The 24,696-nt window shown below is 69.4% G+C and carries 33 protein-coding genes, 6 pseudogenes and 1 riboswitch; of the genes and pseudogenes, 23 read left to right on the top strand and 16 right to left on the bottom strand.

What is annotated here, in order from left to right:
• Positions 1–113: 113 nt before the first annotated feature.
• Positions 114–545, top strand: a complete 432-nt coding sequence (locus ACIP94_RS31325; RefSeq protein ID WP_402433092.1) for a hypothetical protein — start codon at positions 114–116, stop codon at positions 543–545.
• A 13-nt stretch (positions 546–558) separates the two neighbouring features.
• On the opposite strand, the gene ACIP94_RS31320 is transcribed toward ACIP94_RS31325, so the two are convergent.
• Positions 559–741 carry a hypothetical protein gene (locus tag ACIP94_RS31320; protein WP_402433256.1) on the bottom strand — a complete coding sequence of 61 codons (183 nt, stop codon included), beginning with the start codon at positions 739–741 and terminating at the stop codon, positions 559–561.
• On the opposite strand from ACIP94_RS31320, the pseudogene ACIP94_RS31315 reads away from it, so the two are divergent.
• Positions 727–901, top strand: a pseudogene (locus ACIP94_RS31315) (acyl-CoA thioesterase II); the annotation flags it as partial. The gene ACIP94_RS31320 and the pseudogene ACIP94_RS31315 overlap by 15 nt on opposite strands.
• Positions 902–906: 5 nt before the next feature.
• Positions 907–1,887: a cation diffusion facilitator family transporter gene (locus ACIP94_RS31310; RefSeq protein WP_402433089.1), complete on the top strand. Its 981-nt coding sequence runs from the start codon at positions 907–909 to the stop codon at positions 1,885–1,887.
• 67 nt (positions 1,888–1,954) lie between these two features.
• Here the strand turns inward: ACIP94_RS31310 and ACIP94_RS31305 are convergent.
• A pseudogene (locus ACIP94_RS31305) lies at positions 1,955–2,113 on the bottom strand (transcriptional regulator); the annotation flags it as partial.
• 388 nt (positions 2,114–2,501) lie between these two features.
• Here ACIP94_RS31305 and ACIP94_RS31300 point away from each other — a divergent pair.
• On the top strand, positions 2,502–2,870 hold the full coding sequence (locus ACIP94_RS31300; protein WP_402433086.1) for a hypothetical protein: 369 nt from the start codon (positions 2,502–2,504) through the stop codon (positions 2,868–2,870).
• A 45-nt stretch (positions 2,871–2,915) separates the two neighbouring features.
• On the opposite strand, the gene ACIP94_RS31295 is transcribed toward ACIP94_RS31300, so the two are convergent.
• Both ACIP94_RS31295 and ACIP94_RS31290 read right to left on the bottom strand, forming a co-directional pair.
• On the bottom strand, positions 2,916–3,107 hold the full coding sequence (locus ACIP94_RS31295) for a hypothetical protein (RefSeq protein ID WP_402433084.1): 192 nt from the start codon (positions 3,105–3,107) through the stop codon (positions 2,916–2,918).
• 450 nt (positions 3,108–3,557) lie between these two features.
• Positions 3,558–3,995, bottom strand: coding sequence for a glutaredoxin domain-containing protein (locus tag ACIP94_RS31290; protein WP_402433081.1), 438 nt, complete (start codon positions 3,993–3,995; stop codon positions 3,558–3,560).
• A 94-nt stretch (positions 3,996–4,089) separates the two neighbouring features.
• Here ACIP94_RS31290 and ACIP94_RS31285 point away from each other — a divergent pair.
• From ACIP94_RS31285 to ACIP94_RS31275, 3 genes and pseudogenes are all read left to right on the top strand, one after another.
• Positions 4,090–4,919 (top strand): annotated as a pseudogene (locus tag ACIP94_RS31285) (transposase); the annotation flags it as partial.
• A complete protein-coding gene (locus ACIP94_RS31280; RefSeq protein ID WP_402433237.1) occupies positions 4,817–5,041 on the top strand; it encodes a hypothetical protein in 225 nt (74 codons plus the stop codon). The pseudogene ACIP94_RS31285 and the gene ACIP94_RS31280, both read left to right, overlap by 103 nt.
• A gap of 53 nt (positions 5,042–5,094) precedes the next feature.
• Positions 5,095–5,409, top strand: a pseudogene (locus tag ACIP94_RS31275) (IS630 family transposase); the annotation flags it as partial.
• 48 nt (positions 5,410–5,457) lie between these two features.
• Here the strand turns inward: ACIP94_RS31275 and ACIP94_RS31270 are convergent.
• The 4 genes from ACIP94_RS31270 to ACIP94_RS31255 form a co-directional block, all read right to left on the bottom strand.
• Positions 5,458–7,272 carry an ABC transporter ATP-binding protein gene (locus ACIP94_RS31270; RefSeq protein ID WP_402433078.1) on the bottom strand — a complete coding sequence of 605 codons (1,815 nt, stop codon included), beginning with the start codon at positions 7,270–7,272 and terminating at the stop codon, positions 5,458–5,460.
• A gap of 120 nt (positions 7,273–7,392) precedes the next feature.
• Entirely contained in the window at positions 7,393–7,518 is a 126-nt protein-coding gene (locus tag ACIP94_RS31265; protein ID WP_402433075.1) for a hypothetical protein, read from the bottom strand.
• 398 nt (positions 7,519–7,916) lie between these two features.
• Entirely contained in the window at positions 7,917–8,084 is a 168-nt protein-coding gene (locus ACIP94_RS31260) for a hypothetical protein (RefSeq protein WP_402433072.1), read from the bottom strand.
• Positions 8,072–8,659: a hypothetical protein gene (locus ACIP94_RS31255; protein ID WP_402433069.1), complete on the bottom strand. Its 588-nt coding sequence runs from the start codon at positions 8,657–8,659 to the stop codon at positions 8,072–8,074. Before ACIP94_RS31255 ends, ACIP94_RS31260 begins: the two co-directional genes overlap by 13 nt.
• 104 nt (positions 8,660–8,763) lie before the next feature.
• Between ACIP94_RS31255 and ACIP94_RS31250 the strand changes: the two genes are divergently transcribed.
• Positions 8,764–8,949: a hypothetical protein gene (locus ACIP94_RS31250; RefSeq protein WP_402433066.1), complete on the top strand. Its 186-nt coding sequence runs from the start codon at positions 8,764–8,766 to the stop codon at positions 8,947–8,949.
• A gap of 137 nt (positions 8,950–9,086) precedes the next feature.
• Here the strand turns inward: ACIP94_RS31250 and arsM are convergent, their stop codons facing one another.
• Positions 9,087–9,980, bottom strand: coding sequence for an arsenite methyltransferase (gene arsM / locus ACIP94_RS31245; RefSeq protein WP_402433064.1), 894 nt, complete (start codon positions 9,978–9,980; stop codon positions 9,087–9,089).
• 105 nt (positions 9,981–10,085) lie between these two features.
• On the opposite strand from arsM, the gene ACIP94_RS31240 reads away from it, so the two are divergent.
• The 3 genes from ACIP94_RS31240 to ACIP94_RS31230 are packed head-to-tail and all read left to right on the top strand — an operon-like array spanning position 10,086 to position 11,643.
• A complete protein-coding gene (locus ACIP94_RS31240) occupies positions 10,086–10,460 on the top strand; it encodes an ArsR/SmtB family transcription factor (protein WP_402433061.1) in 375 nt (124 codons plus the stop codon).
• Positions 10,457–11,191 carry an aquaporin gene (locus tag ACIP94_RS31235; protein ID WP_402433058.1) on the top strand — a complete coding sequence of 245 codons (735 nt, stop codon included), beginning with the start codon at positions 10,457–10,459 and terminating at the stop codon, positions 11,189–11,191. Before ACIP94_RS31240 ends, ACIP94_RS31235 begins: the two co-directional genes overlap by 4 nt.
• 29 nt (positions 11,192–11,220) lie before the next feature.
• A complete protein-coding gene (locus tag ACIP94_RS31230) occupies positions 11,221–11,643 on the top strand; it encodes an arsenate reductase ArsC (protein ID WP_402433055.1) in 423 nt (140 codons plus the stop codon).
• 40 nt (positions 11,644–11,683) lie between these two features.
• On the opposite strand, the pseudogene ACIP94_RS31225 reads toward ACIP94_RS31230, so the two are convergent.
• Positions 11,684–12,029 (bottom strand): annotated as a pseudogene (locus ACIP94_RS31225) (hypothetical protein); the annotation flags it as partial.
• A 525-nt stretch (positions 12,030–12,554) separates the two neighbouring features.
• On the opposite strand from ACIP94_RS31225, the gene ACIP94_RS31220 reads away from it, so the two are divergent.
• Both ACIP94_RS31220 and ACIP94_RS31215 read left to right on the top strand, forming a co-directional pair.
• Entirely contained in the window at positions 12,555–13,010 is a 456-nt protein-coding gene (locus ACIP94_RS31220) for a hypothetical protein (protein ID WP_402433052.1), read from the top strand.
• A 35-nt stretch (positions 13,011–13,045) separates the two neighbouring features.
• Positions 13,046–13,288, top strand: coding sequence for a transposase (locus tag ACIP94_RS31215; RefSeq protein WP_402433049.1), 243 nt, complete (start codon positions 13,046–13,048; stop codon positions 13,286–13,288).
• Here ACIP94_RS31215 and ACIP94_RS31210 read toward each other — a convergent pair.
• Positions 13,266–13,709 (bottom strand): MarR family winged helix-turn-helix transcriptional regulator, encoded by a 444-nt coding sequence (locus ACIP94_RS31210; RefSeq protein ID WP_402433047.1) that lies wholly within the window; start codon positions 13,707–13,709, stop codon positions 13,266–13,268. The genes ACIP94_RS31215 and ACIP94_RS31210 overlap by 23 nt on opposite strands.
• 101 nt (positions 13,710–13,810) lie before the next feature.
• Between ACIP94_RS31210 and ACIP94_RS31205 the strand changes: the two genes are divergently transcribed.
• From ACIP94_RS31205 to ACIP94_RS31195, 3 genes are all read left to right on the top strand, one after another.
• Complete coding sequence (locus tag ACIP94_RS31205) at positions 13,811–14,203, top strand: nuclear transport factor 2 family protein (RefSeq protein WP_402433044.1); 393 nt, start codon at positions 13,811–13,813, stop codon at positions 14,201–14,203.
• A gap of 323 nt (positions 14,204–14,526) precedes the next feature.
• Positions 14,527–15,051, top strand: a complete 525-nt coding sequence (locus ACIP94_RS31200) for a transposase family protein (protein WP_402433234.1) — start codon at positions 14,527–14,529, stop codon at positions 15,049–15,051.
• Positions 14,966–15,166 carry a hypothetical protein gene (locus tag ACIP94_RS31195; RefSeq protein WP_402433253.1) on the top strand — a complete coding sequence of 67 codons (201 nt, stop codon included), beginning with the start codon at positions 14,966–14,968 and terminating at the stop codon, positions 15,164–15,166. Before ACIP94_RS31200 ends, ACIP94_RS31195 begins: the two co-directional genes overlap by 86 nt.
• A gap of 49 nt (positions 15,167–15,215) precedes the next feature.
• On the opposite strand, the pseudogene ACIP94_RS31190 reads toward ACIP94_RS31195, so the two are convergent.
• Positions 15,216–15,599, bottom strand: a pseudogene (locus tag ACIP94_RS31190) (hypothetical protein); the annotation flags it as partial.
• 102 nt (positions 15,600–15,701) lie between these two features.
• Positions 15,702–15,842 carry a hypothetical protein gene (locus ACIP94_RS31185; RefSeq protein ID WP_402433041.1) on the bottom strand — a complete coding sequence of 47 codons (141 nt, stop codon included), beginning with the start codon at positions 15,840–15,842 and terminating at the stop codon, positions 15,702–15,704.
• Positions 15,843–15,966: 124 nt separating this feature from the next.
• Between ACIP94_RS31185 and ACIP94_RS31180 the strand changes: the two genes are divergently transcribed.
• The 4 genes from ACIP94_RS31180 (at position 15,967) to ACIP94_RS31165 (ending at position 18,991) form a co-directional block, all read left to right on the top strand.
• Positions 15,967–16,527 (top strand): GNAT family N-acetyltransferase, encoded by a 561-nt coding sequence (locus tag ACIP94_RS31180; protein ID WP_402433039.1) that lies wholly within the window; start codon positions 15,967–15,969, stop codon positions 16,525–16,527.
• 196 nt (positions 16,528–16,723) lie between these two features.
• Entirely contained in the window at positions 16,724–17,362 is a 639-nt protein-coding gene (locus ACIP94_RS31175; RefSeq protein WP_402433036.1) for a hypothetical protein, read from the top strand.
• 463 nt (positions 17,363–17,825) lie between these two features.
• On the top strand, positions 17,826–18,593 hold the full coding sequence (locus tag ACIP94_RS31170; RefSeq protein ID WP_402433034.1) for an SDR family NAD(P)-dependent oxidoreductase: 768 nt from the start codon (positions 17,826–17,828) through the stop codon (positions 18,591–18,593).
• 26 nt (positions 18,594–18,619) lie between these two features.
• Entirely contained in the window at positions 18,620–18,991 is a 372-nt protein-coding gene (locus ACIP94_RS31165; protein ID WP_402433231.1) for a MerR family transcriptional regulator, read from the top strand.
• A 281-nt stretch (positions 18,992–19,272) separates the two neighbouring features.
• Here the strand turns inward: ACIP94_RS31165 and ACIP94_RS31160 are convergent, their stop codons facing one another.
• Positions 19,273–19,431, bottom strand: coding sequence for a hypothetical protein (locus ACIP94_RS31160; protein ID WP_402433031.1), 159 nt, complete (start codon positions 19,429–19,431; stop codon positions 19,273–19,275).
• Between the two features lie 100 nt (positions 19,432–19,531).
• The gene (locus tag ACIP94_RS31155) at positions 19,532–20,083 is read right to left on the bottom strand and encodes a DUF3293 domain-containing protein (RefSeq protein WP_402433029.1); all 552 of its coding nucleotides are present in this window, start codon (positions 20,081–20,083) and stop codon (positions 19,532–19,534) included.
• A gap of 158 nt (positions 20,084–20,241) precedes the next feature.
• Positions 20,242–20,351: riboswitch (SAM riboswitch) on the top strand.
• 56 nt (positions 20,352–20,407) lie between these two features.
• Between ACIP94_RS31155 and ACIP94_RS31150 the strand changes: the two genes are divergently transcribed.
• Entirely contained in the window at positions 20,408–21,475 is a 1,068-nt protein-coding gene (locus tag ACIP94_RS31150; RefSeq protein WP_402433026.1) for a hypothetical protein, read from the top strand.
• 448 nt (positions 21,476–21,923) lie between these two features.
• Here ACIP94_RS31150 and ACIP94_RS31145 read toward each other — a convergent pair whose 3' ends face one another.
• Positions 21,924–23,258: an alpha/beta fold hydrolase gene (locus ACIP94_RS31145; protein ID WP_402433024.1), complete on the bottom strand. Its 1,335-nt coding sequence runs from the start codon at positions 23,256–23,258 to the stop codon at positions 21,924–21,926.
• 68 nt (positions 23,259–23,326) lie between these two features.
• On the opposite strand from ACIP94_RS31145, the gene ACIP94_RS31140 reads away from it, so the two are divergent.
• Both ACIP94_RS31140 and ACIP94_RS31135 read left to right on the top strand, forming a co-directional pair.
• Complete coding sequence (locus tag ACIP94_RS31140; RefSeq protein ID WP_402433021.1) at positions 23,327–23,944, top strand: TetR/AcrR family transcriptional regulator; 618 nt, start codon at positions 23,327–23,329, stop codon at positions 23,942–23,944.
• 213 nt (positions 23,945–24,157) lie between these two features.
• On the top strand, positions 24,158–24,682 hold the full coding sequence (locus ACIP94_RS31135) for an ATP-binding protein (protein ID WP_402433019.1): 525 nt from the start codon (positions 24,158–24,160) through the stop codon (positions 24,680–24,682).
• Positions 24,683–24,696: the final 14 nt, after the last annotated feature.

Below are 24,696 nucleotides of genomic sequence, written 5' to 3'. Positions count from 1 at the left end.
TGTGTCCAGGCCCGCGGTGCTGGGGTCGCCGGGGTCGGTGAGGCTGGCAGTCCAGCGCCTCAGCGTTCGAGCAGATACTGGTTCGGTATTGCGTCGCTGCTGGTGCCTGCACCATGGAGGCGGCGTGGGCTGCCTTCGTGGAGTTCGTGCAGGTACCGGTCGAGGGCATCGAGGGCATCGAGGGGCCCGAGGACGACGGGGACGGCTTCATCGTTGAATGGGGCGTCTGGGACCGGACCGGGAACCGGCCCGCGCTGTCTTTTGGACGACTGCTCGCCGTCAACGAGGACGACGATCGGCAGGATCCGTACTGGCAGCCCCAGTACTGGAAGGTGGGGCTCCAGGCATGCTTCACCGACAACCCCGCCTGGGCGGACCTGCACATCAGCGGCGGCGGAAACCGCGCCTTCGATCACGCTGCCGGCAAGCCCAGAGCGGACGCGCTCGCGGCCATACGCCGTTACATCGTCCAGGACCCGCTCCTCAGCGTGATGTGGCAGTCAGTTCCGACCGACATCGAAGTCACGCTCGACCGGGCAGGATAGCTGCACCTCCGGGTCATCTGTCCGACCCGATGAAGCAGCAGGCGACAGATCTCCTCCGGCCGGGGTTGCCGTGCTCGGCGAGATAGGCCTCGAGGGCCTGGACAGCGAGCGGCACCAGGGAGACCCGCTTGTCGATGCCGCCCCTCACCACCCGGCCGGGGGTTGCCGCGCTCGGCGAGACGCGATGTGGTTCCACCGGCCGTTCCGGGCCGACGAGTGGCTGCTGTACAGACCAGCAGTCCCCGTCGGCATACGGCGGCCGCGGCCTCGGTCAGGCCCGCATCTACACGCAGGACTGGCGCCTGGCCATCTCGGTCATCCAGGAGGGTGTGGTACAGGTTCCGTGGGAACACTGAGGGGCATGGCGAAAGCTCTGCACCCGGACCGGCGGGCCATCGGCGTCGGAAGTACCCCCACGGTCGTCGTCGCCGCCCTCGCCAACCTCGGCATCGCGATGGCCAAGGTGGCGGCCGGCCTCATCAGCGGCTCCAGCGCCATGCTCTCCGAGGCCGCGCACTCGGTCGCCGACACGGTCACCGAGGTGTTGCTGCTGACGGCGCTCAAGCGCAGCCGGAGACCCCCCGACGAGGACCATCCCCTCGGCTACGGCCCCGAACGCTACGTCTGGGCGCTACTCGCCGCAGTCGCCACCTTCGTCGGCGGCGCGGTCTTCTCCCTCTACGACGGCATCCACACCCTGACGAGGGGCGAGACGCTCGGCGACCCGCGGGTGTCGTACATCGTCCTCGCGGTCGCCTTCGTGCTGGAGGGCTTCTCGCTGCGGACCGGGGTGCGCCAGGCGCGCGGTGACGCGGACCGCCGCGGGATGCCCTTCCGGCTCTATCTGCGGCACACGCCCGACACCGCCGTGAAGGCGGTGGTTCTGGAGGACTCGGCTGCGCTGATCGGCCTGGTGCTGGCGGCGGGCGGCCTGCTGGGCGGACAGCTCACGGGATCCGGGGTCTGGGACGGCATCGCCTCCCTGTCCATCGGCGTACTGCTGCTGTACGTCGCCTGGGTACTCGGCCGGTCGAACGTGGAGCTTCTCATCGGGCGGCCGCTGCCCCGGCCGGTGCGGGAGCGGATCCGCGCGGAACTCCTACAGGTGGAGCACATCGAGGCGGTACTGGAGCTGACGACGCTGGTGCAGGCGCCGGGGGAGGCCCTGGTGGCGGCCAAGGTCGACTTCCGTGACCTGTCGACCGCCGCCGAGGTCGAGTGGGCCTGCGAGCGGGCCGAGCAGCGACTGCACGAGGCGTTCCCGGCGGTGCGCCGGGTGTATCTGGACCCGACGCCCGGGCATGCGCAGCGGCGCTCCGAGGGCCTGAACCCCGGTTCGTGAAAACGGCTTGTGCGTGCGAGGGCTGGTCGGGCACATGTTCTGGCAGGAGCTCACGCTGCAGGGATGGGACGTCCTCGCACACACCGCTGATGTGGCCCTTCTCCAGCCGCGTGTACCACTCGGTGCTGACCCCGGCCAGCACGGCGGCCTCCTCGCGCCGCAGCCCGGGAACGCGGCGGCGGCTGCCGCTGGGCAGCCCGGCCTGCTTTCGCACGCCGCTCCGCAAACGGGACCCGGCAGGCCGGCCGTCGCGCCGTGACCCCGGCAGGACGACCGTCGTTGTCCTGGCTGGTGCCGCCCCCCTCGCCGGGCTGCGACGGTGCCTGGCCGAGTGCCGCGTCAGCCCACGACTGACGCGGACAGGTAGGCCCCAGACGCGCCGCGTCACTCACAGCGCCCCGCGTGTGGCCACGCCACCCAGCAGGCGCCGGATCGTGGGACCGGCCGTAAGAACGGCACGGCCATGACCTCCACCCACCCGCGCAAGCCAGCGGCGCAGCGAGATCCCTCACGGCCCGCAGCAGGGCACGAGCCTGCAGCAGATCCGCGACGGCCTGCCGCCCGCGCCCGCCTCCTGCACGGTCGAGCCGGCCCCGCGCCCGGTGGGCGACGAGGTGCCACCGGAACTCCTGGCGCTGGTGACCCACCACTGCCGCCGCATCAACGCCTACCTCGCCCGCGCCCAGCACCTGCGGACCCTGCACGGCGACAGCATGAAGCAGTGGCAGCGCCTGGTCCTGTACGCCCTGACCGACGCCCTCGCCCACAACCACCTCCTGGTCGGCACCCACGCCGCCCACCTCCAGCGTCAGGACCTCTACGCCGACCTGCTGCGCCGCTGCCTGCAGTCCCCGGACCCCGACCGCTACATCACCTGCGAGGCCGTCCAGCACCTCGACGGCCTCACCGGCGCCGTACCCGAGGAAGCGGCCGAGCCGGTCTGGACCACCGTCGGTCGGCACGTCGCCCGCGACGGCAGCTGACAACCGGACCGGGCAGGACACCCATGCCCACCTTCGGTGGCGAGGTCACCGCGGGCGCCAGTACGCGTGTGTCTGACGTACGTCAGCGTCGATCACATCGCGCAGGAGCTCGCGATCGTCTGCGGGCAGGTGGCCGCCGAGGAGGTTCGCGGACAGCCGGTAGGCCTCGGCCAGCTGTGGATCGCCGGCCGCGAGGACGCTGGAGAGCAGTGGTCCGTCCCGCCGGCTGGGCGCCAAGCCGCTCGAGGTGCCGTCTCCGGCCCCGGCCGCCGGGCGTGTGGCGAAGGCAAGGCGCAGCAAACCTTCCAACGCGGACTCGCCGCACTCACACGGTGGGTCGAACGGGAAGGCAGTCGGCCCGTACCCCGCGGCACCGTCGTCCAGATCGCCAGCGAGGCGAGACAGAACCGGTCCCCCTCAGCTGGGCGTATGGATCTCCGACACCCGCGCCAGGCGTGGCAAGCTCACCCCTGACCAACTGGCCGCACGACGAAAACTCGGGGTGGGGTGGGTGTAGACGTGCGACGCGACACCGGCGATCCGACACGGCATGTGCGCTTCTCGTACGGCATACATGCCTTATGTGTACGCATGCCGTACGAGGATGTAGGCACTCAGTCTAGTTTCTCTTTTAACCTCCCTGCGCTTGGGTCTGCGGGCGCCTCTCCGGTGGGTCGGGGTTTCTGCTCACTCTGAAGGGGAGAGCTGTTCGCGCACCCATTCGGGATCGGGGTTGGTGTGTGGCTGGCCCGCCACGACGACGGTCGGCACGGTCTCGTTGCCGTCGTTGGCTGCTCTCACCGCTGCGGCTGCTGCCGGGTCGCGCCAGATGTCGACCCAGTGCAGCTGGCGGGCGCTGCGGCCCAGCCGGATGCGCAGTCGTATGCAGTACTTGCAGCCCGGCCGCCAGAAGACGACCGGTCGGCCGTCGACCGCACTGCGGCGTTGTGCCTCCTGCGCACCGATCGACCTCGGGAAGATCAGGGGTGAGTTCACGCCGGCGAGCGCCAGGAAAGCCAGCAGGAGTGCTGCGGCTGTGCCGGGGCTCCCCTTGAAGATCTGCCCAGTCGCGACGGCTGCGCCGCTGAGCACAAGCAGCATCGGCAGGATCCAAGCACGCATCATGGTGATGCAGGCTATCGATGAGTCGAATTGCTCCTCGAACTAGATCGTTCACCTGGGCGTTCGCCGTACGCTGAGGCGTCCTTCGTCTGATCATGTGCTCCGACCAAGGACGCACGCGACCACAGCTCAGGTTCCGGGGGAAGCGTTCGCGAAAGCGTCACGCTTCCGGGAGGACCTATTCGGCTGTCTGACCGCTCGCGGGGCGAACTGTTCGACTTCACGTGACCTCGCCGGTGGACCTGACGCTGTTGGCCGAGCACCGGCGCGGGAACGGTGCCATGTACGACGCACTGAACAGCGGAAACGTGGACGTGCCCCGGCTGCGACAGGTGCTGGCCGGCCTGCCCATGCAGCAGGCCGCCGACGGCCGTCCGGTCCTCGCCGTCGACATCAGCAACTGGCTCCGCCTCGACGCCCCGACCAGCGCGGACCGTCTGTTTCAGTCACGTCCACGGCCGCAGCGGACGGTCCTCGGACCAGTTCGTGCCGGGCTGGCCGTACTCCTTCGTCGCCAGCCTGGAATCGGGCCGGACGTCCTGGTGCCAGCTTCTGGACGCCGTCCGTCTCGGCCCGGACGACGACGTCACCGAGGTCACCGCCGCCCAGGTCCGCCGCGTGGTCACAGACCTGATCGAGATGGGCCGCCGGCACGCGGGCGACCGCGACATGCTCATCGTCTTCGACGCCGACCACGACGCCCTGCGCATGACCCACCCCCTCGACGGCCTCCCGGTCGAGGTGCTGGGACGGATGCGCTCCGACCGCGTCATGCGACGGCCGACGCACCTATGGAAGAGCTGGTCAAGGACGTCCCTGGGTTCCTGGGGACGGACCACGCGCAGACTCCTGGCGGGCTGGGAATCACTGTCGGGTACTTCCGCGACGCCGACGCCCTCGCGCAGTGGCGGAGCAACGCCGAGCACCGCGCGGCGCAAAGACGCGGGCAAGCCGAGTGGTACCAGAGCCACACGCTGCACGTGGCGAAAGTGGAGCGGAGCCACGAGTTCACGCGAGCGCAGGTCCCGCAGAACCCGAAAGCAGGCTGACCAACCGAAGTCACCTCCTGGTCCGGCAAGCGCCATCCCGCCAGGCTGCCCGGGTGGACGAACGAGTACGCGTCCGCGAGATCGGTGACGACGACGGGCAGCACCTGCTGCGGATCATCCGCAAAGGCACCGGCTCGGTGGTGACCTGGCAGCGGGCGCAGATGGTGCTGCTGTCCCCGCAGGGCATGAGCGTGGCGAAGATCGCTGAGGTGACGTTCACCAGCACGGACCGGATCCGGGACGTGAACCACAATTTCAGCGCCGCAGGTTTGCACTCGCTCCCCCCGAAGTACAGGGGCGGCCGACCCAGTTCGTTCACCCTGCTTGAGCGCCGCAAGATCAAGAACATCACTAAGCGATCGCCGGCGGCGAGGTCCGTGGGGGCGACGCCGGCATGGACCCGATTCTGTCGGTTCTCAAGCCGCTTCGTGCCCCGGCTGCACGCCTGTTGTCGGTGACTGGTCCGGGGTCGTGATGACTGCGGTGCCGTCGGTGAGGTGGAGGACGAGGTCGGCCTGGGTTGTCAGGCGCAGATCGTGGGTGATGAGAAATGTCGTCCGCCCGGCGGTGAGTCGGCGCAGCGGTGCCATGATGCGCGCGGTGGAGGCATCGTCGAGTCCGGCGGTGGGCTCGTCGAGGATCAGCACAGGCGCGGTGCGGAGCATGGCGCGGGCGAGTGCGATCCTGCGGCGCTGGCCGCCGGAAAGGTTGTTGCCCCGTTTGCCGACCGGGGTGTCGTAGCCCTCGGGCAGGGCGCTGACGAAGTCATGGGCGTCGGCCGCGGCGGCGGCTGCGAGTACCTCGGCCTCGGTGGCGTCCGGGCGGCCGTAGGTGATGTTGTCGCGGACCGTGCCGTCGAAGAGCATGCTGTCCTGCGGGAGCAGGGTGATGTGGTGGCGCACCTCCTCGACAGGGAGTTCGGCGATGTCCCGGCCGTCGAGCAGGATGCGGCCCTGCGACGGCTCGTGGAACCGCAGCATCAGCTTGCCGAGGGTGGACTTGCCGGTGCCGCTGGGTCCGGTGACCGCGACGAGCAGGCCGGGTGCGATGTCCAGGCGCACTCCTTCCAGCACGGGGTGTCCGCTGCCGGCATACGAGAAGCTGACGTCCTGGAAGGTCACGGCCCCGCGGACCGGGCCGGCGAGGGGCGGGACGTCCTCGTGAGGGGTGGTTGCGGGCAGGGGGCCGGTGCACAGGACCTCGATGAGGCGTTCGCAGGCGGCGGTGGCGGAGGAGGCGCTGACGACGAGCTCGCCGAGTTCCTGGAGTCTGGGATGGAGGTAGCCGAGGAAGGCGGCGAAGGAGAGCAGGCCGCCGACGCTCAGGTGGTGCTGGGAGATCTGCCAGGCTCCGGCGCCGATCACGGCCAGGACGCTGAGTGTCTCGAGCAGTTCGCCCATCGGCCCGTACACCGACGACAGCCGGATCTGCCGCAGTCCGGCGCGCATCCAGCTGCGTCCCTCGCGGTGCACCTTGCTGTGCTCGGCCTGCTGCCGGCCGTATGCCTGCACCAGGGGCATGTTGGCCAGGCTCTCCTCCAGCAGTGAGGCCAGACGGCCGTTGCTGTCGCGTTCGGCACGGGTGGCGGAGCGCATCAGGGTGCCGAACGCCCGGGCACCGAACCAGATCAACGGGGCGGCGGCCAGGGTGATCAGGGCCAGCTGCCAGCTGGTCCAGAAGGCCGCCGTGGCGAACACCACCGCACCGACGGCGGAGGTGATCAGTTCTACGGGCGCGGAGGCGACCAGCGACTCGACGGTCTCGATGTCGCCGGTCAGCCGGGAGACCAGGTCGCCGGTGCCGAAGCGGTCCAGGGCGTCCGGTGGCACCCGTTGCAGGTGCTGGAAGACCCGGTCACGCAGGCCGAGCAGGAAGTGCTCGCTGGTCCAGCCGGCGAGATAGCCGCCCGCTGCGGAGGCGACAGCGCCGGCCACTGCGAGTCCCAGCCAGAGGGCGGCGGGTCCCCAGAAGGCGGCGAGGTCGCCGGGCGTGAGCACGTCGTCGGTGAGAACGCCGACGATCCCGATCGCGCCCGCGTCGCATCCCGCGGAGACCACCAGCAGCGCGGCGGACACCAGTACGGTCAGGCGGTTGACGCTGACCAGCGGCCAGAACGTCCGGAACGCGGCCAATGAAGAGATACGGGCGTGCCGCGTCCGGGCCGGGACACTGGCCGAGGGGCCCGCCCCGGATCCGGCCACGGGCATGGTGACAGGTGCTGCACTGTGCATGGCCGGCGCTTCCTGGGCACTGCCCGATCCGACGACGTGCCGGGATCCGTCGCGCACCTGTACTGCACGAACGGACCCCGGCGCGGTCTTGCTTGTGTGATCGTTTTCCGCGAAGCCGTACTACTTGGCGGCGGCCTTCTTGTGCTTGCGGTGGTGGTGCTTCTTCTTGTGGTGCTTGGCCTTGCCGGCGGCGCCGCATTCCTTCTTCTTGGCCTTCTTGGCCAGCATGATCTTGGCAAAGGACATGGCGATATCCCTTCCTGGCAGGTCGTCAACCGACGCTGATCGACGCTGACTTCTTCCTGCGTTGCATCTGTGGGTACGGCTGCGGCTGATGTTTCATTCAAGAAGGAAGGTGAGCGTTGGCCTATGTTCCCTTACCAGATCCACGTCCGCCGACGTGACCAAAGCGCTTGCCAGATCGCCTGCCCTTGCCTGGGCCGTTCGGCCAGTGCCGTAATTCATTGAGGGGAGCCCCCGGACTGGCGCTCCCGGAGGCGGCTCAGGTGGTGCCATGCGCATCAGCCGGAACTGAACGACGAGGAGTCTGTTTTCAGCTGCGCGCGGCCCACTTCGCCCGGTCTGGAATCGGGATTTTTAGGAGCGTAGTTCGCGAGTGTGGCTGTCAGGTATGTCGCTGGCCCCTAGACCGTGCTGCTCGCCGTCTGGGCGAGAGTGGTGGTGCGGCCGACGTACTGAAGGCGGCCGCAGTCGTCGAACCTGCCGAGCAGCAGGGCGCGCGAAGAGGCGAGTGTGCCGGTGACCGCGCCGACGATCGCTTCGGTGGTCTCGCGCACCTTTACTTCCGCCACCCGCGCACCGCAGGCTCGTACACGCTGTCCAACCGCTTGAACAGCCCACCCTCCATTCCGATCGACGCGCACGTCAGCCACTCACGCACAGTGTCAGGGTCGGTAGTCGACGGGCACAGCACCCACGGGGCCGACAGCCGGCGCGCGGCGAACACGGACTCCAGCGAGGCCCTGCGCCGCCGATACGGCCACCCGGTCGTGTCGGTCCCGGACAGCCGCAGCAGATCGAACGCGACGAAGTGGGCCGGCCACTCGGCAGCCGTCCGGGCCGCCCTGGCGCCGCGCCGCTGAAGCCGGTTCTGCAGCTGCTCGAAGGCGAGCCGTCCCGCGGTGTCCCATACGACCAGCTCGCCGTCCAGCGCGGGCGCGTCCGGCAGCTGTGCGGCTCCAGCCCCAATCTCCGGCAACGCCGGAAGCATCTCGGTGCCGCGCCTGGAGCGCGGCACCACCCGGCCCGCGTCGACGGAGACCAGGGCCCGGAACCCATCCCACTTCGGCTCGGCAGCCCAGCCCGACCGTAGCTCAGGCCCGGGCACGGGAGCGCTCAGCATGGGTTCCCGCGGCGTCCAGGTCACACCGGATCCCTACCACCGAGCCTCCGGTGCTGTCGTTCTGCTGCTGAGGACCGCTAAGGGGTGAGGGCCGGAGAGCCCTGCCAGTGATTGAGGGAGGTACTGCTGTGATCGTTCGTCTCGCGGGCGGCCCGCTCGGTGGCCGTGAGCTGTTGACCACCCCGGGCCCGTGGGCCGGAGACTGGCTCACCGCTGGCGACGCCGACTGGGGCCTGTACGTCCCCGTGCATTGTGACTCCGGGACGGGTGTCGTCCTGGCGGAGATCCGGGCAACCGCGCCGCGTCGCCGGTAGCCGCCGGCAGCGAGACCCGGGGCCTCGAGGGGCCCGGGGTCCGGTGAGGTCGGCTCGGGTGACTGGCGCGCTGGTCGGCGGGGTGCCGGGCGGCGACGGGCAGGGCTCGTGGCGTGCGGGCCCTGCTCCGCGTGGCCTCAGTGCCGGCAGCCGCACCCGGATGCCGTCTTGGCCTCGGTGACGGTCGGGGCGGGGTCGACGGAGGTCTCGCTGGAGGTGCAGCACGCGTTGACACCGCAGCATGCGTCGGCCGACTGCGTCGCCTCGGAGGAGGCGTCTGCGGCCACCGGCTTGGTGGCTCGGACGATGGCGGAGTGCATGCCGTCGGCGACCAGGTGGGTCGGGGTGATCTCGATGTCGGTGAAACCGGCGGCTTCCAGGCCCTGGCGGTATTCGGTGAAGGACAGGGCGCCTGCGATGCAGCCGACGTAGTCGCCGCGCTCGGCGCGCTGCTCGGGCGTGAGGGTGTCGTCGGCGACGACGTCGGAGACGCCGATCCGGCCGCCGGGCTTGAGGACGCGGAAGGTCTCGGCGAACACGGCCGTCTTGTCGGTGGACAGGTTGATCACGCAGTTGGAGATCACGACGTCGATGGTGTTCGCGGGCAGCGGGATCGCTTCGATGGTGCCCTTGAGGAACTCGACGTTCGTCGCATCCGCCTTCTCCGCGTTGGCCAGGGCGAGGGCGAGCATCTCCTCGGTCATGTCCAGTCCGTACGCCTTCCCCGTCGGGCCGACCCGGCGGGCGGAGAGCAGGACGTCGATGCCGCCGCCGGAGCCGAGGTCCAGGACCCGCTCGCCTTCGCGGAGTTCGGCGACGGCGGTGGGGTTGCCGCAGCCGAGGGAGGCGGCGACGGCCTCCGCCGGCAGGGCGTCGCGGTCGTCGGCGGCGTAGAGGGTGCGGCCGAAGTTCTCGTCGACCTCGACGGGCTGCGGCCCGCAACAGGCGGTGCCGCCCTCGGTGACCCTCAGGGCCGCTGCGGCGTAGCGTTCGCGGACGGTTTCACGCAGGTCGGTGGACTGCTCGTGCATGACTCACTCCCAGGTGACGGGACATGGCGGTGCCCCGGGACAGCTTGTATTGACGTTCGTTGATGCAACCTTGCGCCTTGAATCGAAAAACGTCAACATAGAGCTATGTCGAAACAAGAGCTTGAGGTGATCGACCAGGGCACCGCCGGCTGCTGCGACGGTCTCGCGTCCGCACCACTGGACGATGAGCGCGCCGCTCGGCTGGCGAAGGTGTTCAAGGCCCTCGGGGACCCGGTCCGGCTGCGGCTGCTTTCGATGATCGCCTCGCGGGAGGGCGGCGAGGTCTGCGTGTGCGAGATGACACCCGCCTTCGACCTGTCCCAGCCGACCATCTCCCACCACCTCAAGCTCCTGCGCCAGGCCCGGCTCATCGACTGCGAACGCCGCGGCACGTGGGTGTACTACTGGGCGCTGCCCGGCGTCCTCGACCAGCTCGCCGCGTTCCTGACCACGCCGCAGACCGCAGGAGCCACCGCGTGAGCACATCCCTCGGCCGCCGCATGGCCGCCGAAGCCTTGGGGACCGGGCTGCTGGTCGCGGTCGTCGTCGGCTCCGGCATCCAGGCCACCGAACTGTCCCGGGACGTGGGCGTGCAGCTGCTCGCCAACTCCCTCGCCACCGTCTTCGGCCTGGGCGTGCTCATCCTCCTGCTTGGCCCGGTCTCCGGGGCGCACTTCAACCCCGCCGTGACTCTCGCGGCCTGGTTCACCGGCCGCCGCACCGTGGACGGGCTCACCCTGCGGGACGTCGCCGCGTACGTACCCGCCCAGATCGCGGGGGCGATCGGCGGGGCGATCCTGGCCGACGCAATGTTCGCGAGGCCGCTGGTGAAGCTCTCCACCCACGACCGGTCCGCCGGCCATCTGTGGCTGGGCGAGGTCGTAGCCACGGCCGGGCTGATCCTGCTGATCTTCGGCCTCAACCGGATCGGCCGCGCCGCGCTCGCTCCGGCGGCGGTGGCCTCCTACATCGGGGCCGCGTACTGGTTCACCTCCTCCACCTCGTTCGCGAACCCGGCAGTGACCATCGGACGTGCCTTCACCGACACCTTCGCCGGCATCGCCCCCGCATCCGTCATCCCGTTCATCGCGGCCCAACTGCTCGGAGCCGCGCTCGGACTGGGCGCCGTCGCGGTGGTCTACGGCCGTCCCGCTCCCGCCGGGGACGAGGTCGTCGTCCCGCATGGCGAACCGGAATTCGCCTCCTCCTGACCCGCCCTCCCTCGAGAAGGACTCCTGCCATGAGCGTTCCCGCCCCGCGTACCTCGGTGCTGTTCGTCTGCGTCCACAACGCCGGCCGCTCCCAGATGGGTGCCGCCTTCCTCACCCACCTCGCCGCCGACCACGTTGAGGTCCGCTCGGCAGGCTCCGCGCCCGCTGACACCGTCAACCCGGCCGTGGTCGAAGCCATGAAAGAGGTCGGCATCGACATCTCCGCCCAGAAGCCGAAGATCCTCACCCCAGAAGCCGTGCAGTCCTCGGACGTGGTGATCACCATGGGCTGTGGGGACACCTGCCCGGTCTTCCCCGGCAAGCGGTACCTGGACTGGCAACTGGACGACCCGGCGGGCCAGGGCCTGGACGCCGTGCGCCCCATCCGGGACCAGATCGAGCAGCGCGTGCGCGGCCTGCTTGCCGAACTTGGCGTCCCGGCGGCGGTATGACCCTGGAGCACTGCGGGCGCCGATAAATCCTCCGGCCTGGTCACGCGGCATGGTGGTACTCGTGGAGGGTTCCGCCGAGTCGGGTTCGTCGGCGGATCTCCGGGTGTCTGGTGTTCCCCGGTTCGCTGATCGGGTGGGGGAGTGGGCGGAGGGGAGCGGCTTGGCCCAGGGCTCGGTGCGGGCGGTGTCCGTTGTAGAAGGTCGGTCGGGTGCGCGGTGGCACCGAGGATCCGGATCCGCCTCGTGGAGTGCTCGATGGCCGCGAAAACGTACAGGCGTGCCCCGGTCAGGGTGCGGACCTCGAACAGATCGCAGGCGAGCAGCGCATCGGCTTGGCTGCGTAGGAAGTCGGCCCAGGTTGTGCTCTGTCGTGCGGGGGCGGGTGGTGAGGCGGGTGGCGTTCCGTGTGCTTGCTCAGGTAGGGACCTACCCGGCGATGGGCAGGTCGTAGGGCCCCGGATGTCCGACCACCGGCTGAGCGTGCACACACCGACTGCGGAAACAAGACCGGGCCGGGGCGGAAGAGGCTGATGTCGGCGACGACGTCCTGCATGTGCCCGGGCTGCAGGCGGGGCCCACCAGATCCTGCTGACCGGCGCTTTCGAGCTGGAAGAGGCCGACGGTGTCCGAGGCCCGGATCATCTCGGAACGATGTACACCGGTCCGTCTGCCTGCGGACGGGAACAGGCTGGAGTGTGCGGATCCGGGAGGAGCCCCCGGTCGGTCGCCTCTGCCTCCGTCCCGGAACAGCATCAGGCTCCTCGGCTTCGTGGCAGATCAGCGCACGGGACGTCCCGGGAAGTGCCCAACTGCCGGCAGACGGCGGAAGGACTTCGCCGATCTGGCGCACGCTGGCGGGGCAGTGGAGAGCATGCCCATCCCACTGCTTGACCACCAGGGAACGGGACATCATGAAGAAGACACACAGGCGCGTCGCAGCACTCGCGGTGAGTACGACTCTCGCGGTGGCCGGCTGGTCAGCCGGAGCCACCGGGACAGCCACGGCGGACTCTTCGTCGCGGGATGCGGCACAGAGCCCGGCCGACGTTCTCGCCGGTCGCGGCCCGACCCGCATCCACACCAACGGCCACAACGGCGAGCAGACCAAGTACGTGCTCGTCAAACACAGCGCCCAGATCTGCTACAACATCTGGGGCACGAACCTCCGCAAGGGCTACACCATCGCCATGTGGGCGTACGTCGGGGCACCGAACCCTGACCAGCAGATCTGGTCGCGGACGTACTACGGGCCGAAGAACAAGACGTGCTCCCCGTGGGTCCACGTCAAGGGCTTCCCCGTCGCCGCCGCCATCTACAGCAGTGACGGGGCGAAGGCCACTGCTGACGTCTGGCAGTACTGGAACTAGGGTCCGCCTTCAAGATCATCTCGTGATGGATCACGGTGGGTGTGATACGCCGCCATGAACTCACCGACCGCGAGTGGGAGTTACTCGCGGTCGGTGATACCGCGGGCCATGACGGGCCGACCTGCGTTGACGACCGGAAGATCATCAACGGCATGGTCTACAAGATGCGCACCGGGATCTCCTGGCGCGATCTGCCGGCCCGTTACGGCCCGTGGAAGACGGTGTACACCCGCTTTCGTCGCTATTGTGAGGCGGCTACGCGAAGGGGCCTTCGATGATGAAGCGGCGGAGGTGGCGGGCGAAGGTCTGGGCGTCTCCGGGGGGCCAGGATTTGAGGCTCGCGGCGATGCGGGCGGCCAGGCGCTCGCGTAGTTCGGCCACGGTGTGCTCTCCCTCGTCGGTGAGGACCAGCAGGGATGCACGACGGTCGGTGGGGTCCGGTTCGCGGCGGATGAGTCCGGCGGCCTCCAGGCGGGAGGCACGGCGGGTGACGCCGGAGCGGTCGAGTCCGGCGTCCGGAGCCAGGTCGGCGGCACTGCGGGGACCGGTCCTGGCCAGTGCGCTGAGGATCGGGTAGGTCAGCTCGTCCACCGCTTCGCCCATGCCCTCGGTCAGGTTCTTGTGCAACTGGGCGCGGGTGGTGCGTTTGAGCAGGATGCCCAGCGCATCGGCGATCTCGTGTCCTACCTCGTTCTCCATACCCCCACAGTAGCGTGCGCTGCGCACGCAGTCGGTGCTACAGTCGTGAAGCGTGCGCAGCACACGCACTTTCTGGATATTCACCGTGAAAGGAATCCCCCATGAACCCCACTGGCGTCGCCGCTGCCCTCACCGACCTGATCTTCAACACCGACATCACCGTCGAAGAAGCCGCCGACCGCCACTTCGCCCCCGGCTACCGGCAGCGCACGGACGGGCAGTGGGCCGACCGCGCCGGCTTCATCGAGCACATCGCCCACGTGCGCACGCTCGTCGCCGAGGGCTCTGTCGAGGTCCACGACGAGCTCTACGACGGCACCAAGTACGCCGACCGCCACACGGTCAACATCACGAAGAAGGACGGCTCGACCGTGCTCACCGAGGTCTACGTGTTCGCCGACCTGGCACCCGACGGCCGCTTCAGCCGCATAGAAGAGACCACACTGATGCTCCAGGGCTCCGAAGCGGACCGCAACATCGGCAGCGCCCGCTGAGCTCGCCGCTCACCGTCCAGTGACGAACGCGGCCTGGGCTTGGCATGTTTGACGACCAGGGCCTCCGCGTGGTCGCTTGACGCCGGGTTCCTGGAAATCTGACAGCTGGGCGAGGTTCCCGGGGCGACACAGAGGCGGGCTTCCAAGATCATGGAGTTCTGGACGCTCCGTGATCCGAGTGGAAGACCGTGCCTGCCGAAGCATCATCGCCGATCCCGCCTGTCTTTGAGCAACTCCGCCAGCATCCCGAGGCCGCGCCCGAGGAGCTCCCGGGCCTGCTGGAGCGCCTGGGCGAGGTGCCCGACCCGCGAGATCCGCGCGGCATGCGGCACGCTCTGGTCGTCGTGCTCGCGCTGACCGCCTGCGCGGTGCTGGCCGGAGCAACCTCCCTGCTGGCGGTCGGCGAGTGGATCGCTGACGCGCCGTCCACCGTCCTGGAACACCTTGGAGTAGAACCCAATCCGCTGTTCTCGAAGCGGCGCCTGCCTGCGCAAGCGACAGTACGGCGGTTGCTGGGCCGCATCGACGGCGACGCGTTGTATCCCGGGGGCCCGGCTCGGGGTCGCACGCCCAACGACGCTGCGACCCCGCCGTCTTTTGGCGGCGTCACGACTTCCCGCTGCCGCGGAGGCAAGGCCGCGACCGCGGGTGAGGCCGGTGAGGGCGTCGTCCCGGTAACCGCGTGGGACACCGAGACCTCAGCCGCCGGTGACCCATGCCGCCGACCCGATCCGGGTGGGGCAGCACGGGCTGGAGATCGTCATGGCAGCCGAGAGTGTGCAGGACGGCGAGGGCGGTGGCGGCGGTCGCGCCCGCCCCGAGCACGCACGCCGATTCCACCCGGGTGATCCCGGCGTCGCGGAGGGCCTGGAGCGTGCCGTCGACGTCGGCGTTCTCCCCGAGGAGCCGGCCGTCGCGGATAGTGACGGTGCCGGCGGTGCTGGTGGCCTTCACCGTCTGTGAGACCTCGTGGAGCACGGGGACGGCGGCGCGCGTGAACGGCCCCGGCCCAGCCGTCGTCCAGGCTGGCGAGGAAAGCCGCGAGCCGGCCGGGGGTGCAGTCGATGGCGCGGTAGCGCCAGTCCAGGCCGAGCGCGGTGTAGGCGGCGCGGTGCAGCACCGGGGACAGGGCCTGGCCGATCGGAGAGCCGAGCACGGCGCAACCACCTGACACCAGACGATCCACCGACAGCCGCAAACGGTCATCGCACGGTAGAGCAGGCGTAGCGGCCACCACGACGGCGCCGGGTATCGTCCGAGATCCGAACTGTCCGACACACCAGCGTGAAGCCGCCCCCGCCGTGTGCGCCTTCGCCCCCTTTGTGTACCACCAGCCGCGGGCCTGGCCGACAGGGTGCGCGCCGTGCGCCAGCTCGGCAGCCTGTGGGTTCCGCATCTGACTGAGGAGCAGATCGCCTCGGTGGCCTACGTCTCCTACCTGCGTTCGATGGCCGGTTCGCGCCGAGGTTAACCGGTTCGCCCGCCAGTACGGTGCCGCCTACCGTGCCGACCGCTCGACGGGCGGCCTGCGGCTGACCAGGCTGCCATGACCCCTGTCCTCGCCCTGTCGGGCGGGCGGGGCGGCAACGGTGGTCGGCGTTTCGAGGGTGCGCCAGTACGGCCGCCGTTTGCTCGCCATGCCGGCAAGGTACTGCGAGCTCACTGCCCATGCGGCGCGTCCGGCGTCAGCGGGGGGCGTACGCGCCCCGGCCGTCCGGACAAACAGATGGTCAGGGCGAGCGCGACGGGGCAGGATGCTCCGCATGACCTTGCCCACCCCCGAGCTGCACACCGCCCGTCTGCGACTGAGGCCGTTCACCGACGCCGACGCGGGACCGCTCTACGCGCTGCACAGCAGCGCCAACGTGCTGCGCTACTGGGACTCCCCGCCTTGGACCGAACCGGCCCGCGCGCAGCGCTTCATCGCGACCTGCCGGACGATCGAGGAGGAAGGCACGGGAGCGCGGTTGGCCGTCGACCGCGTCTCCGACGGCGCGTTCATCGGCTGGTGCGGCCTGACCAGCTGGAACCCGGACTTCCGTAGCGCGTCCCTGGGCTACGTCTTCGACGCGACAGCGTGGGGCCACGGCTACGCCACGGAGACCGCGCACGCCGTCCTGCGGTGGGCGTTCGACACCCTGGACCTGAACCGCGTCCAAGCCGAGACCGACACCCGCAACGTGGCGTCCGCTCGGGTCCTGGAGAAGCTCGGCTTCGTCCGCGAAGGCACCCTCCGCGAGGACTGCGTCGTCAACGGGGACGTCTCCGACTCCTGGGTCTTTGGCCTCCTCCGCCGCGAGTGGCCCCCGACTGCCAGCCGCTAAAAGAGAGACTGGCCGCACCTTTCGGTCCGCAACGGCCCGTGGGGAGTATTGGAACCGGAATCAGCGGTTGCGAAGATGGCGCAGAAGGTGTCGTCACCATGGTTACTGCAGCGCCCCCGCCTCGCCGAGGAAGTCGTCCGGCATGGCGGGGAGTGGCCGTCCGACGTGGCGATGGCGCTCAGGACGGAGGAAGACCATGGCGCCCAGGGACGACGCCCAGCCGAGCGAGTCCAACAGCGACGTGTGGACCGACCAGTTCGGCGTGCACGTCGCCGTACCCGGCAGCCGGCGGAGACCGGGCGTCCCGGAGGCCCGGACGTACGACCCGGGGCGCGAGGTCGAACACCCCGGTAGCGAGGTGTACTTCCCGCCGGTCCGCAACGGCCTGGACTACCTGGTCAGCGTGGTCGAGCACCTGGAGGCTGGCACCGAACGGGTCAGCGCCCGGGACCTGAAGTACGCCGTCCTCCACCTGGCCGCCGGCGCCGAGGTACTCCTCAAGGCCCGGCTCCAACTCGAGCACTGGTCCCTGGTGTTCAGCGACCCTGCGAAGGCTAGGCGCTCAGAGCTGGAAGATGGCAGCCCGTCGGGTGCGTGGTCGAAGGTGTGCAGGCCGGTGGCGGAGGACGTCTCGCGACCCACACCTTCATCCGCTGGGCCATGCGCTCCAACCACATGGCCGCTGTCACCCTCCCGCACCGCTCGACTGACAATCCCGCACCGATCACCCAGCACCAGCGACTCGCGCTACTGCGACAACTCGTCAACCGTGACGACATCCCGCTCCAGGACCGCGTGGCCGCCGTGCTTGTCCTTCTCTACGCACAGCCCCTGACTCGGATTTCCAGACTCAGCACCGACGACGTCCAGCACAAGGACGGAAAGGTCCTCGTCCGGCTCGGCGACCCACCGTCGCCCGTTCCCGCCCCGTTCGACGGAATGCTGCTGGACTACCTGGGCCAGCGGCCGAACACCAAGACCGCGACCAATCCCGATGCCCGATGGCTCTTCCCCGGCCGCCGGGCCGGACAACCCATGACCCCGGAAGCTCTGGCGACCTCGGCTCCGCCGTCTCGGCTTCCCGACTCGGCCAGGACGCACAGCGGCGATCCGTCAACTCGTCCTCCAGGCACCGGCCCCGGTGATCGACCAGATGCTCGGCTACAACGACGACCACACCACCCGGATCGCCGAAGCGGCCGGAGGAACTTGGCGTCACTATGCCCCCGGTGACCACCGGCGGTGACAACCACCCGTCAGGCGCTGCTTGACCTTGCCGCTGGCGGCAGGGTTGCACGATGACCGGCATGAACAGCACCGCGCAGCAGAGCAGCAGGATCGTCGCCGTCACCGGAGCCGGCACCGGGATCGGCCGGGCCACCGCCCGCACCTTCGCCGCTGAGGGCGCCCAGGTGGTCGCGATCGGGCGGCGGGCCGAGCCCCTCAAGGAGACCGCAGCCGGGCACGACCGGATCACACCGCTGACCGCCGACATCACCGCCGAGGGCGAGCCGGATCGGATCATCCGGGTCGTGCTGGAGACACACGGTCGGCTGGACGTACTGGTCAACAACGCAGGCATCGTGCGCAGCGGCGCCATCGGCACGCTGACGCCGGAGATGATCACAGCTCAGCTTGCCACCAACCTCGTCGCCCCCATCCTGCTGGCCCAGGTCGCGCTGCCGCTTCTGGAGAAGTCGGGCGGGGTGATCGTCAATGTCAGTACGTCGGTGGGGCAGCGGGCCTGGCCCGGCAGCTCGGTCTATGCAGCTACCAAGACAGCTCTGGAGCTGCTGACCCGCAGCTGGGCGGTCGAGCTGGCACCCCGCGGGATCCGGGTGGTGGCGGTCGCCCCCGGCGCGATCGACACACCCATCGGCGAGCACCAGGGCCTGACGCCGGAGCGGATGGCAGCGGTGCGGGAGTGGCAGCTGGCGCACACCCCACTGGCCCGGATCGGCCGCCCCGAGGAGGTGGCCTGGGCAGTCACCCAACTTGCCGCACCGGCCGCGTCGTTCGTCACCGGCGTAGTACTCCCAGTCGACGGCGGAGCGGTCGTGGCGTGATAGGAGTAGCCCGGGAGGTGGGATGGGTGCGGATCGGTGAGCTGGCCAGGGCGACCGGGACAACCGCCCGTGCGCTGCGGCACTACGAGCAGGCCGGGCTGATCTCCTCGCAGCGGGCCTCCAACGGCTACCGCATCTACGACGAGCGGGTGGTGGTGCGGGTCCGCAATATCCGCTACCTGCTGGCCGCGGGGCTCACTCTGGACGACGTGCGGGTGTTCCTGCCGTGCCTGGACGGCGATGTGGCCGCCGCACCGCCCTCGGACAAGGGCCTGCAGGTCGCGTTGGAACGACTGGCGGTCCTCAACGAACGGATCGCTGCCCAGACCGAGGCCCGGGACCGGCTGGAAGCCGCGTTGCGACAGACAACCGGTGGCCGGATCCGCCCAGTGGCCTGAACGTCTGCCTCGTCGCAGAAGCCGGAGGAACCTGGAGTCGCTACCCTCCCCACGGCCACTCACGGTGGCCATGAGCCCTCACCAGCCAAGGAATACGCGACTCTCGATTACGCGAGGTCGCCAGTGTCAGGCGCCAGCAGGGACGTTGAGGCCCGCTCTTCCATACGACAGAGCACCCGCCGGAACGCCGGGCAGAGGTTTGGTCCTGGCAGCGGGCGGCAGGGGCACGCTGGGCGACCGCGTCGACGTCGGTGCGGGCGTACGGCTCCAGCATCGTGACGTCAGCTTGTGCCGTCCACGTGGGGGCGGGCCAAGTGGCGCAGCGGGGAGGTCTTGTCCCACACATGCCAGCGCGCACCGCACACGGGGTCGGTTTCGTAGGTCACCTCTGCGGGGAAACCGTCGGCCTTGACCCGCTCGGCGGGTGGTCCGGAGAGCACCCTGGCGCATCGGGGGCAACGCTCTGGGGTGCGCATGGGGTACATGCCCATCGTTTTCCTGTTCCTGGTGCTGTTGTTTCGGCGTCCGGTCGCGGGTCCGTCAGGCGGTCGGCCAAGTGACGAAGCTCCGACCCCTGTTGGAGGTGAACGCCGTCCATCCCTGGACGTCCGTCACGCCGCCGTCGCAGGACAGCAGATGCCAGGCACCGGGGGTCCGGGCGAAGACCGCGTCCTGGCGGAGGCACCGTCCCAGTTCACGTGCCGCCGAGTCGCTCAAGCCGGCGATGGCGACGCTCTGCTCGATGTGTGTGCCGTGCGCATCACCTCCCGCTGCGGGCCACCACGCGAGCCCTCGCCGGTCAAGTTCGTCGAGGAGCACGGCCTGAGCGCGGGCGTTGTCCGCGGCGAGGGCGGGACGGCCGCAGGGGTCGCACGCCGTGACGACGTGGAGGGCGGCGGTTCCGGCAGGTCCGGGGAGGTCGGGGAAAGGGCCCTCGGCCGTGCCCCGCGGACGCGGTGCGACCCGTACCGTCCGGTCCGGGAATCGGATATCGAGGACCGTCCGCCCGTAGAGATCCCAGTTCGGGGGTGTGGTCGCAGCGTCAGTGACCTGTATGAGGCCCTCCTGTGGACGAAGGACCCCCTTACCCACCGGCAGGGAGATCGGTGCTCGCTCCCACAGGGCCGTGGGAGCCGGTCCTCGGCGCGATCGGCGTCGTGACCGGGCGGAACTATGCCACACCACCGGGCAAGGGGCCAGCGTTGTGGATCACATTGTGCAAAATCCGCACGGGTGCTACCTTCGCGCCCGGTCGCGAGTTCCGGCGTCAAGCCTCGGCTTGCTGGACGACATCCCGCTCGCCGCGGATGCCCCGGGTGACGACCAGCCCAGCGCGCGGTGCGTTGGGAAACCGCAGATCACCGGGGTGTGGACGTGCACTACCGGGGTCCATCGACTCCGGAAGGTTGACCGCCCGTGCCCGTTTCCGACGCGATCCCCGAAGTGCCGATGGGGCGGCAGACCCAGAAGCCTGAGCCGGCACCCGAGTCCGCCAGGTCCGCAGTCGCGGAGCCGGGCCGCGCGGGCCTGCTGACCATCGGCCTCGACGCCGCCCGGGCACTGTTCTGCACGGCCGAGGTGAGCAGCTCCGGCCTGCCAGGAACTGACGAGGTCTTCGGCCAGTGGCTCGACAGCGGATTCGACGTCGCCTTCTACCGCAGCGAGGACGGCTCCCTTCAGGCACGTGCTGTCAACCAGAGGGGGCATGTTCCCGGCTCGCTGATCAACAGCCGTATCGGAACGGCACGGTTGGAGTCGGTCTGCCTCAATCCTCGCCGGCTCGCACCCGTCGGGCCTCGGGAGCCGGACCTGGTATCGGCGGAGGGCGAGGAGGCCGATGGAACAGATGCCCGGACGGACGGAGGCATGCCCGGCAACCGCCGTGGAGACGAGGAGGGCAAGCGGCGGTACGCGAAGGTGGAGTACCAGGAGGACACGGGCTGCGTTCTGACGGTCGTGGACGACTTCGCCGAAGGAACGGCGAAGGAGTCGGCCCATCACCTGGGCGGCGACGTCACCGCAGACACCGACGGAGACTGGTTCGAAACGCTCACCACCCTCACCGAACTCGCCCAGGCAAGGCTGGAAACGGAGGGGTGGGCCCCGGACGGTCCGTGGCAGGTCCAGTGGTGGTGCAGCTCGTGCGACGTCACGGACCCGCCGTACGAGACCCTTGAAGTGTTCGAGGAGTACGGCTTCGATCCGGACGAGATCACGCAGCACTACGTGCACATCTACAGCCAGGGCAGCAACGGCTGTTACACCGTCGAGTTCTCTGCGGAGCACCGGGGAGAGGACAACGTCATGTACCTCCAGCTGGAGTTGGATTCCGGCAGCAAGGAGGTGGGAAGCGGCAGTCTCGAAGAACTGCGGAGCCACCTGGAACAGGCGACGGAACGGGTGCGGGAGGCCGGCTACACCCCGCTCGACGGCGACTGGAGCGTCGGCTGGACACGCTGCCACGTGCCTCTGGCCCAGCTGTGACCGACTGACGGCCCCAGGCTGCGGTGTCCTGTGCCCTGTTGTTTCCGTCCAGCCGAAGGGCGGAGAGCGAGCAGCTGTGCCGCCCGAGTGTGCAACATGCCCCGAGTTCGCCGTGCCCCTCGGTTCCTCGGCATGGGGCCTGACCAGGTGGGGCACCCTCGGGAAGGCGGGCGATGGCCTCGGCGGCCGGATCAGACGGAACACGCATGGGGGCCGCGCGGGACGGCCCGCCGGATCGGGCCCAGCGCCAACCCGGTTCGTCGTCATGGCGGCGATAGATGGAGGTCCTGGTGAACCTCGTCCCGTACTCGGCAACGAGCTCGCCGTGATCCTGCACGGTCACTTCTCTGCCCGCCCGTCCACAGCAGCGAGTGACCGCTCCATCAGGGTCAGCAGTCCACGTTCTCACTGACATGAGGCCGACACATCGCAACGGGCTACAACGTCATCATTTGTGATCACGCAGGAAGGTCGCGATCTCGTCGCGGGTCGGGTAGTTCGGCAGGGGGGCTGGCTTGTCCTGAAGGAACGCAGTGATGACGGCGGCGGCTCGGTCGTTGTTGTCGTCCAGGCCGTTCCACATGTGGTGTCCGACTCCGGGCATGTACTGCGTGCGCTGGATGGCGGGGTCATTGGCAAGAACGGTGGTCTCCCATTGACGGACCTGGGAGGAGCACTCGGCGATCATCAGCATCGCGGGGGTCCGGGACTGCCTCAGAAGCGGTGCAATAGAGGGCGAGTCCTTGACCGTCTGCTCGACGCGAAGGCTGGCGACGGGGCTGAAGGAGAAGTTCTGTGCGGTGTTCTCGGCTGGGATGCGGTGCGCGTCGCGCGCGCAGTACGCGGATGCGGTGTCGCTGCCGAGGTCGGCGGCGGTGAAGGCGTTGTCGCCTTCGGCCTGCCCGATCAGTCCGGTGTCGGGGGTGAGGAGTCCAAGTCGCATCAGGCCGAATGCCACGGCGTACCGTGGGACGTGCGTCGATCGCGGCCCGGTCATGGCCGGTGCGAGGCCCCGCGCGGATTTTCGGCCCTTGTGGCCGGTGAGGTGGGCCGTGGGGCCGTCCATGGGGCCGGGCTCAGCGATGATCGCTCGGTGCAGGCGTGCGGCGACGTTCGGGTCGGCCAGGGCTCGGGTGAGCACGGTCCCGCCCGAGGAGAATCCGAGGATGTCGACCTTGCCCTTGTTCAGGCGGTCGACGAAGGCGGCGAGGTCGCGGACCGACCTGGAGATTGTGTACTGGCCCATGGGGAGCAGGTCGCTTCGTCCGCCACCGGCTTGTTCATAGCTGTAGACGTCGTAGCCGTGGCGTGCCAGGAGTTGCAGGAACCGGTGGTCGAGCACCGAGATGCCGCGGACCGGTCCGCCGTTGAGGTACACGAGCGGGAGGGGATGCCGGGTTCCGGGGTTCGCGGGCGGGTAGTGGTACACCGCTAACCGGCTGCCTGTGGCCAGGCTCCAATGCTGCGTGGCCACGAAGGGTAGGACGGGCGGGTACTGCCGGGCTGTTGGCACGGTCGAGATGCAGACCGTCGCTGTCAACACCGCCGCGACGACCACCGGCAGGAACGGCACGAGCCGCGCCGGCCAGGTGCGGTGCCGGCCCCGCCACAGCGCGAGGACGGTCCCGGCCCCGAGGGTCGTCAACCACGCGGCGAGCCCCGAACCCGCCCCGTCCGTGAGGGCGATCAGTGCGAGAAAGGCGACGACCAGCGTCGTGACGGCGGCCAGGGCCAGCAGTAAGCGTCCGGTGAAGCGGACGAGACGTATGGCGAACGTGGGCACGGCGGACCTCCGACAGTTTCAGAACAGTGTTTCAAAACGACGTTACCAGAGAGGGTAGGCTGCTGGCCGTGGGTAGGCCGAGAACAAACGACGAGGTCGTCAAAGAGCGGCTCGTGGAATGCGCGACCGAGATGCTCGCCACCCGTCCGCGAGAGTCACTCACGGTCCGCGCCGTGGCCGCTGCCGCCGAGGCGTCGACGACGGCGGTGTACTCCTTGTTCGGCGGTAAGGACGGGCTGATCGGTGCGGTGCGCGACAGAGCCGTCGCCGGCCTGTTCCAGGACCTGTCGGCGGTGCAGACCTCCGCAGACCCTCTCGCCGACCTCTACGCGCTCGCCGTCGCCTACCGTCGTTGGGGGCGCGGACACAGTCACCTGTACACGGTGCTGTTCGGCGGTGTGCAGTCCTTCGACCCGTCGGGGGATGTCGGTGCCAGTGACCCGATCCGTCCGCTCCTCGCGGCGATCGACCGCGCCTTGACGGCGTCCGTCCTCGCTGGCAGCGCAACGTCGATTGCCCTGTCGATCTGGGGAACTCTGCATGGGCTCGTGACTCTCGAACTGGCCGGGGCGCTCGACGCCGCGACGGCCGGGGCCGCATTCCGCTCGACGATTCACGCCACGTTGCGCGGATGGACGACCCCTGAGGTGTTTCGCAGCCTTCGCCAAGCGGAACTCGCTCCTTGACGGGCTCAGGGCCGGTATCCCGGCTTGCTGGTACCTGCTGGGGTGCGTGGTCTCCCACCGCGCAGCATGGCGTTGCTGCGTCAGATCATCGCTTCTCGTCCGAGATGATTGGCATGCCCAGGGAGACTGGAGCGGCGTGCGCGTACGGTGGCCGGGGCGCACGCTCGGCGGGCAGCCGTTCACGACAGCGAACAACAATGAAAGAGCCCATACATGATCAGTCCGCTTATGAAGCAGGCGGCAGACGATCAGGGCACCGGTGAGCAGGCCACGCTGCGCTACAGCACGGCCTGGGCCGACGGCGCTGCCCGCGCCGTTGATGCGCGCCAGGCCCTACGCGCCTTCCTCATCCGTGGCCCTCATGCCGACCAGGCTCCCGTTCCCGAAGCTATGGTCCTGGATGCCCAGCTCGTCGTCAGGGAGCTGATTGCGAACGCAACCCGCCACGCCCCCGGACCGTGCGGGCTCGTCCTGCAGATGGTGGGCGAGGAGCTGGTGATCACTGTGTGGGACACCTCCCCCCAGGAACCGGTCTTCAAAAGGCCCGACCCCCACCGCGTAGGGGGCCACGGACTGCACCTCGTGCGCGCCGCCGGCACGAAAGTGACCGTCACTCGCCGCGCCCAACGGAAGCAGGTCACTGCCCATCTGCGCGTCACGCCCCATCGCGGCAACAGCACCAAGGATCGGACCGTCCTGTTCTCCCCCCACTCGGACAGAACACGGCAGACGGACTGACTCAGCAGGCAGCA

Origin of the sequence: Streptomyces sp. NPDC093261 (genome assembly GCF_044753645.1) — a bacterium.
GTDB lineage: Bacteria > Actinomycetota > Actinomycetes > Streptomycetales > Streptomycetaceae > Streptomyces.
Note: the sequence above shows the minus strand (reverse complement) of the source record. Positions and strands in the feature narration are given on the sequence as shown.

Bases quoted from the DNA above. Each gene is read 5' to 3' on its own strand.
- ACIP94_RS31325 (WP_402433092.1), top strand. From the start codon at position 114: ATGGAGGCGGCGTGGGCTGCCTTCGTGGAGTTCGTGCAGGTACCGGTC.
- ACIP94_RS31310 (WP_402433089.1), top strand. From the start codon at position 907: ATGGCGAAAGCTCTGCACCCGGACCGGCGGGCCATCGGCGTCGGAAGT.
- ACIP94_RS31290 (WP_402433081.1), bottom strand. From the start codon at position 3,995: ATGATGCGTGCTTGGATCCTGCCGATGCTGCTTGTGCTCAGCGGCGCA.
- ACIP94_RS31270 (WP_402433078.1), bottom strand. From the start codon at position 7,272: ATGCACAGTGCAGCACCTGTCACCATGCCCGTGGCCGGATCCGGGGCG.
- ACIP94_RS31265 (WP_402433075.1), bottom strand. From the start codon at position 7,518: ATGTCCTTTGCCAAGATCATGCTGGCCAAGAAGGCCAAGAAGAAGGAA.
- arsM (WP_402433064.1), bottom strand. From the start codon at position 9,980: ATGCACGAGCAGTCCACCGACCTGCGTGAAACCGTCCGCGAACGCTAC.
- ACIP94_RS31240 (WP_402433061.1), top strand. From the start codon at position 10,086: ATGTCGAAACAAGAGCTTGAGGTGATCGACCAGGGCACCGCCGGCTGC.
- ACIP94_RS31230 (WP_402433055.1), top strand. From the start codon at position 11,221: ATGAGCGTTCCCGCCCCGCGTACCTCGGTGCTGTTCGTCTGCGTCCAC.
- ACIP94_RS31220 (WP_402433052.1), top strand. From the start codon at position 12,555: ATGAAGAAGACACACAGGCGCGTCGCAGCACTCGCGGTGAGTACGACT.
- ACIP94_RS31210 (WP_402433047.1), bottom strand. From the start codon at position 13,709: ATGGAGAACGAGGTAGGACACGAGATCGCCGATGCGCTGGGCATCCTG.
- ACIP94_RS31205 (WP_402433044.1), top strand. From the start codon at position 13,811: ATGAACCCCACTGGCGTCGCCGCTGCCCTCACCGACCTGATCTTCAAC.
- ACIP94_RS31200 (WP_402433234.1), top strand. From the start codon at position 14,527: ATGCGGCACGCTCTGGTCGTCGTGCTCGCGCTGACCGCCTGCGCGGTG.
- ACIP94_RS31195 (WP_402433253.1), top strand. From the start codon at position 14,966: ATGGCAGCCGAGAGTGTGCAGGACGGCGAGGGCGGTGGCGGCGGTCGC.
- ACIP94_RS31185 (WP_402433041.1), bottom strand. From the start codon at position 15,842: ATGGCGAGCAAACGGCGGCCGTACTGGCGCACCCTCGAAACGCCGACC.
- ACIP94_RS31180 (WP_402433039.1), top strand. From the start codon at position 15,967: ATGACCTTGCCCACCCCCGAGCTGCACACCGCCCGTCTGCGACTGAGG.
- ACIP94_RS31175 (WP_402433036.1), top strand. From the start codon at position 16,724: ATGGCGCCCAGGGACGACGCCCAGCCGAGCGAGTCCAACAGCGACGTG.
- ACIP94_RS31170 (WP_402433034.1), top strand. From the start codon at position 17,826: ATGACCGGCATGAACAGCACCGCGCAGCAGAGCAGCAGGATCGTCGCC.
- ACIP94_RS31135 (WP_402433019.1), top strand. From the start codon at position 24,158: ATGATCAGTCCGCTTATGAAGCAGGCGGCAGACGATCAGGGCACCGGT.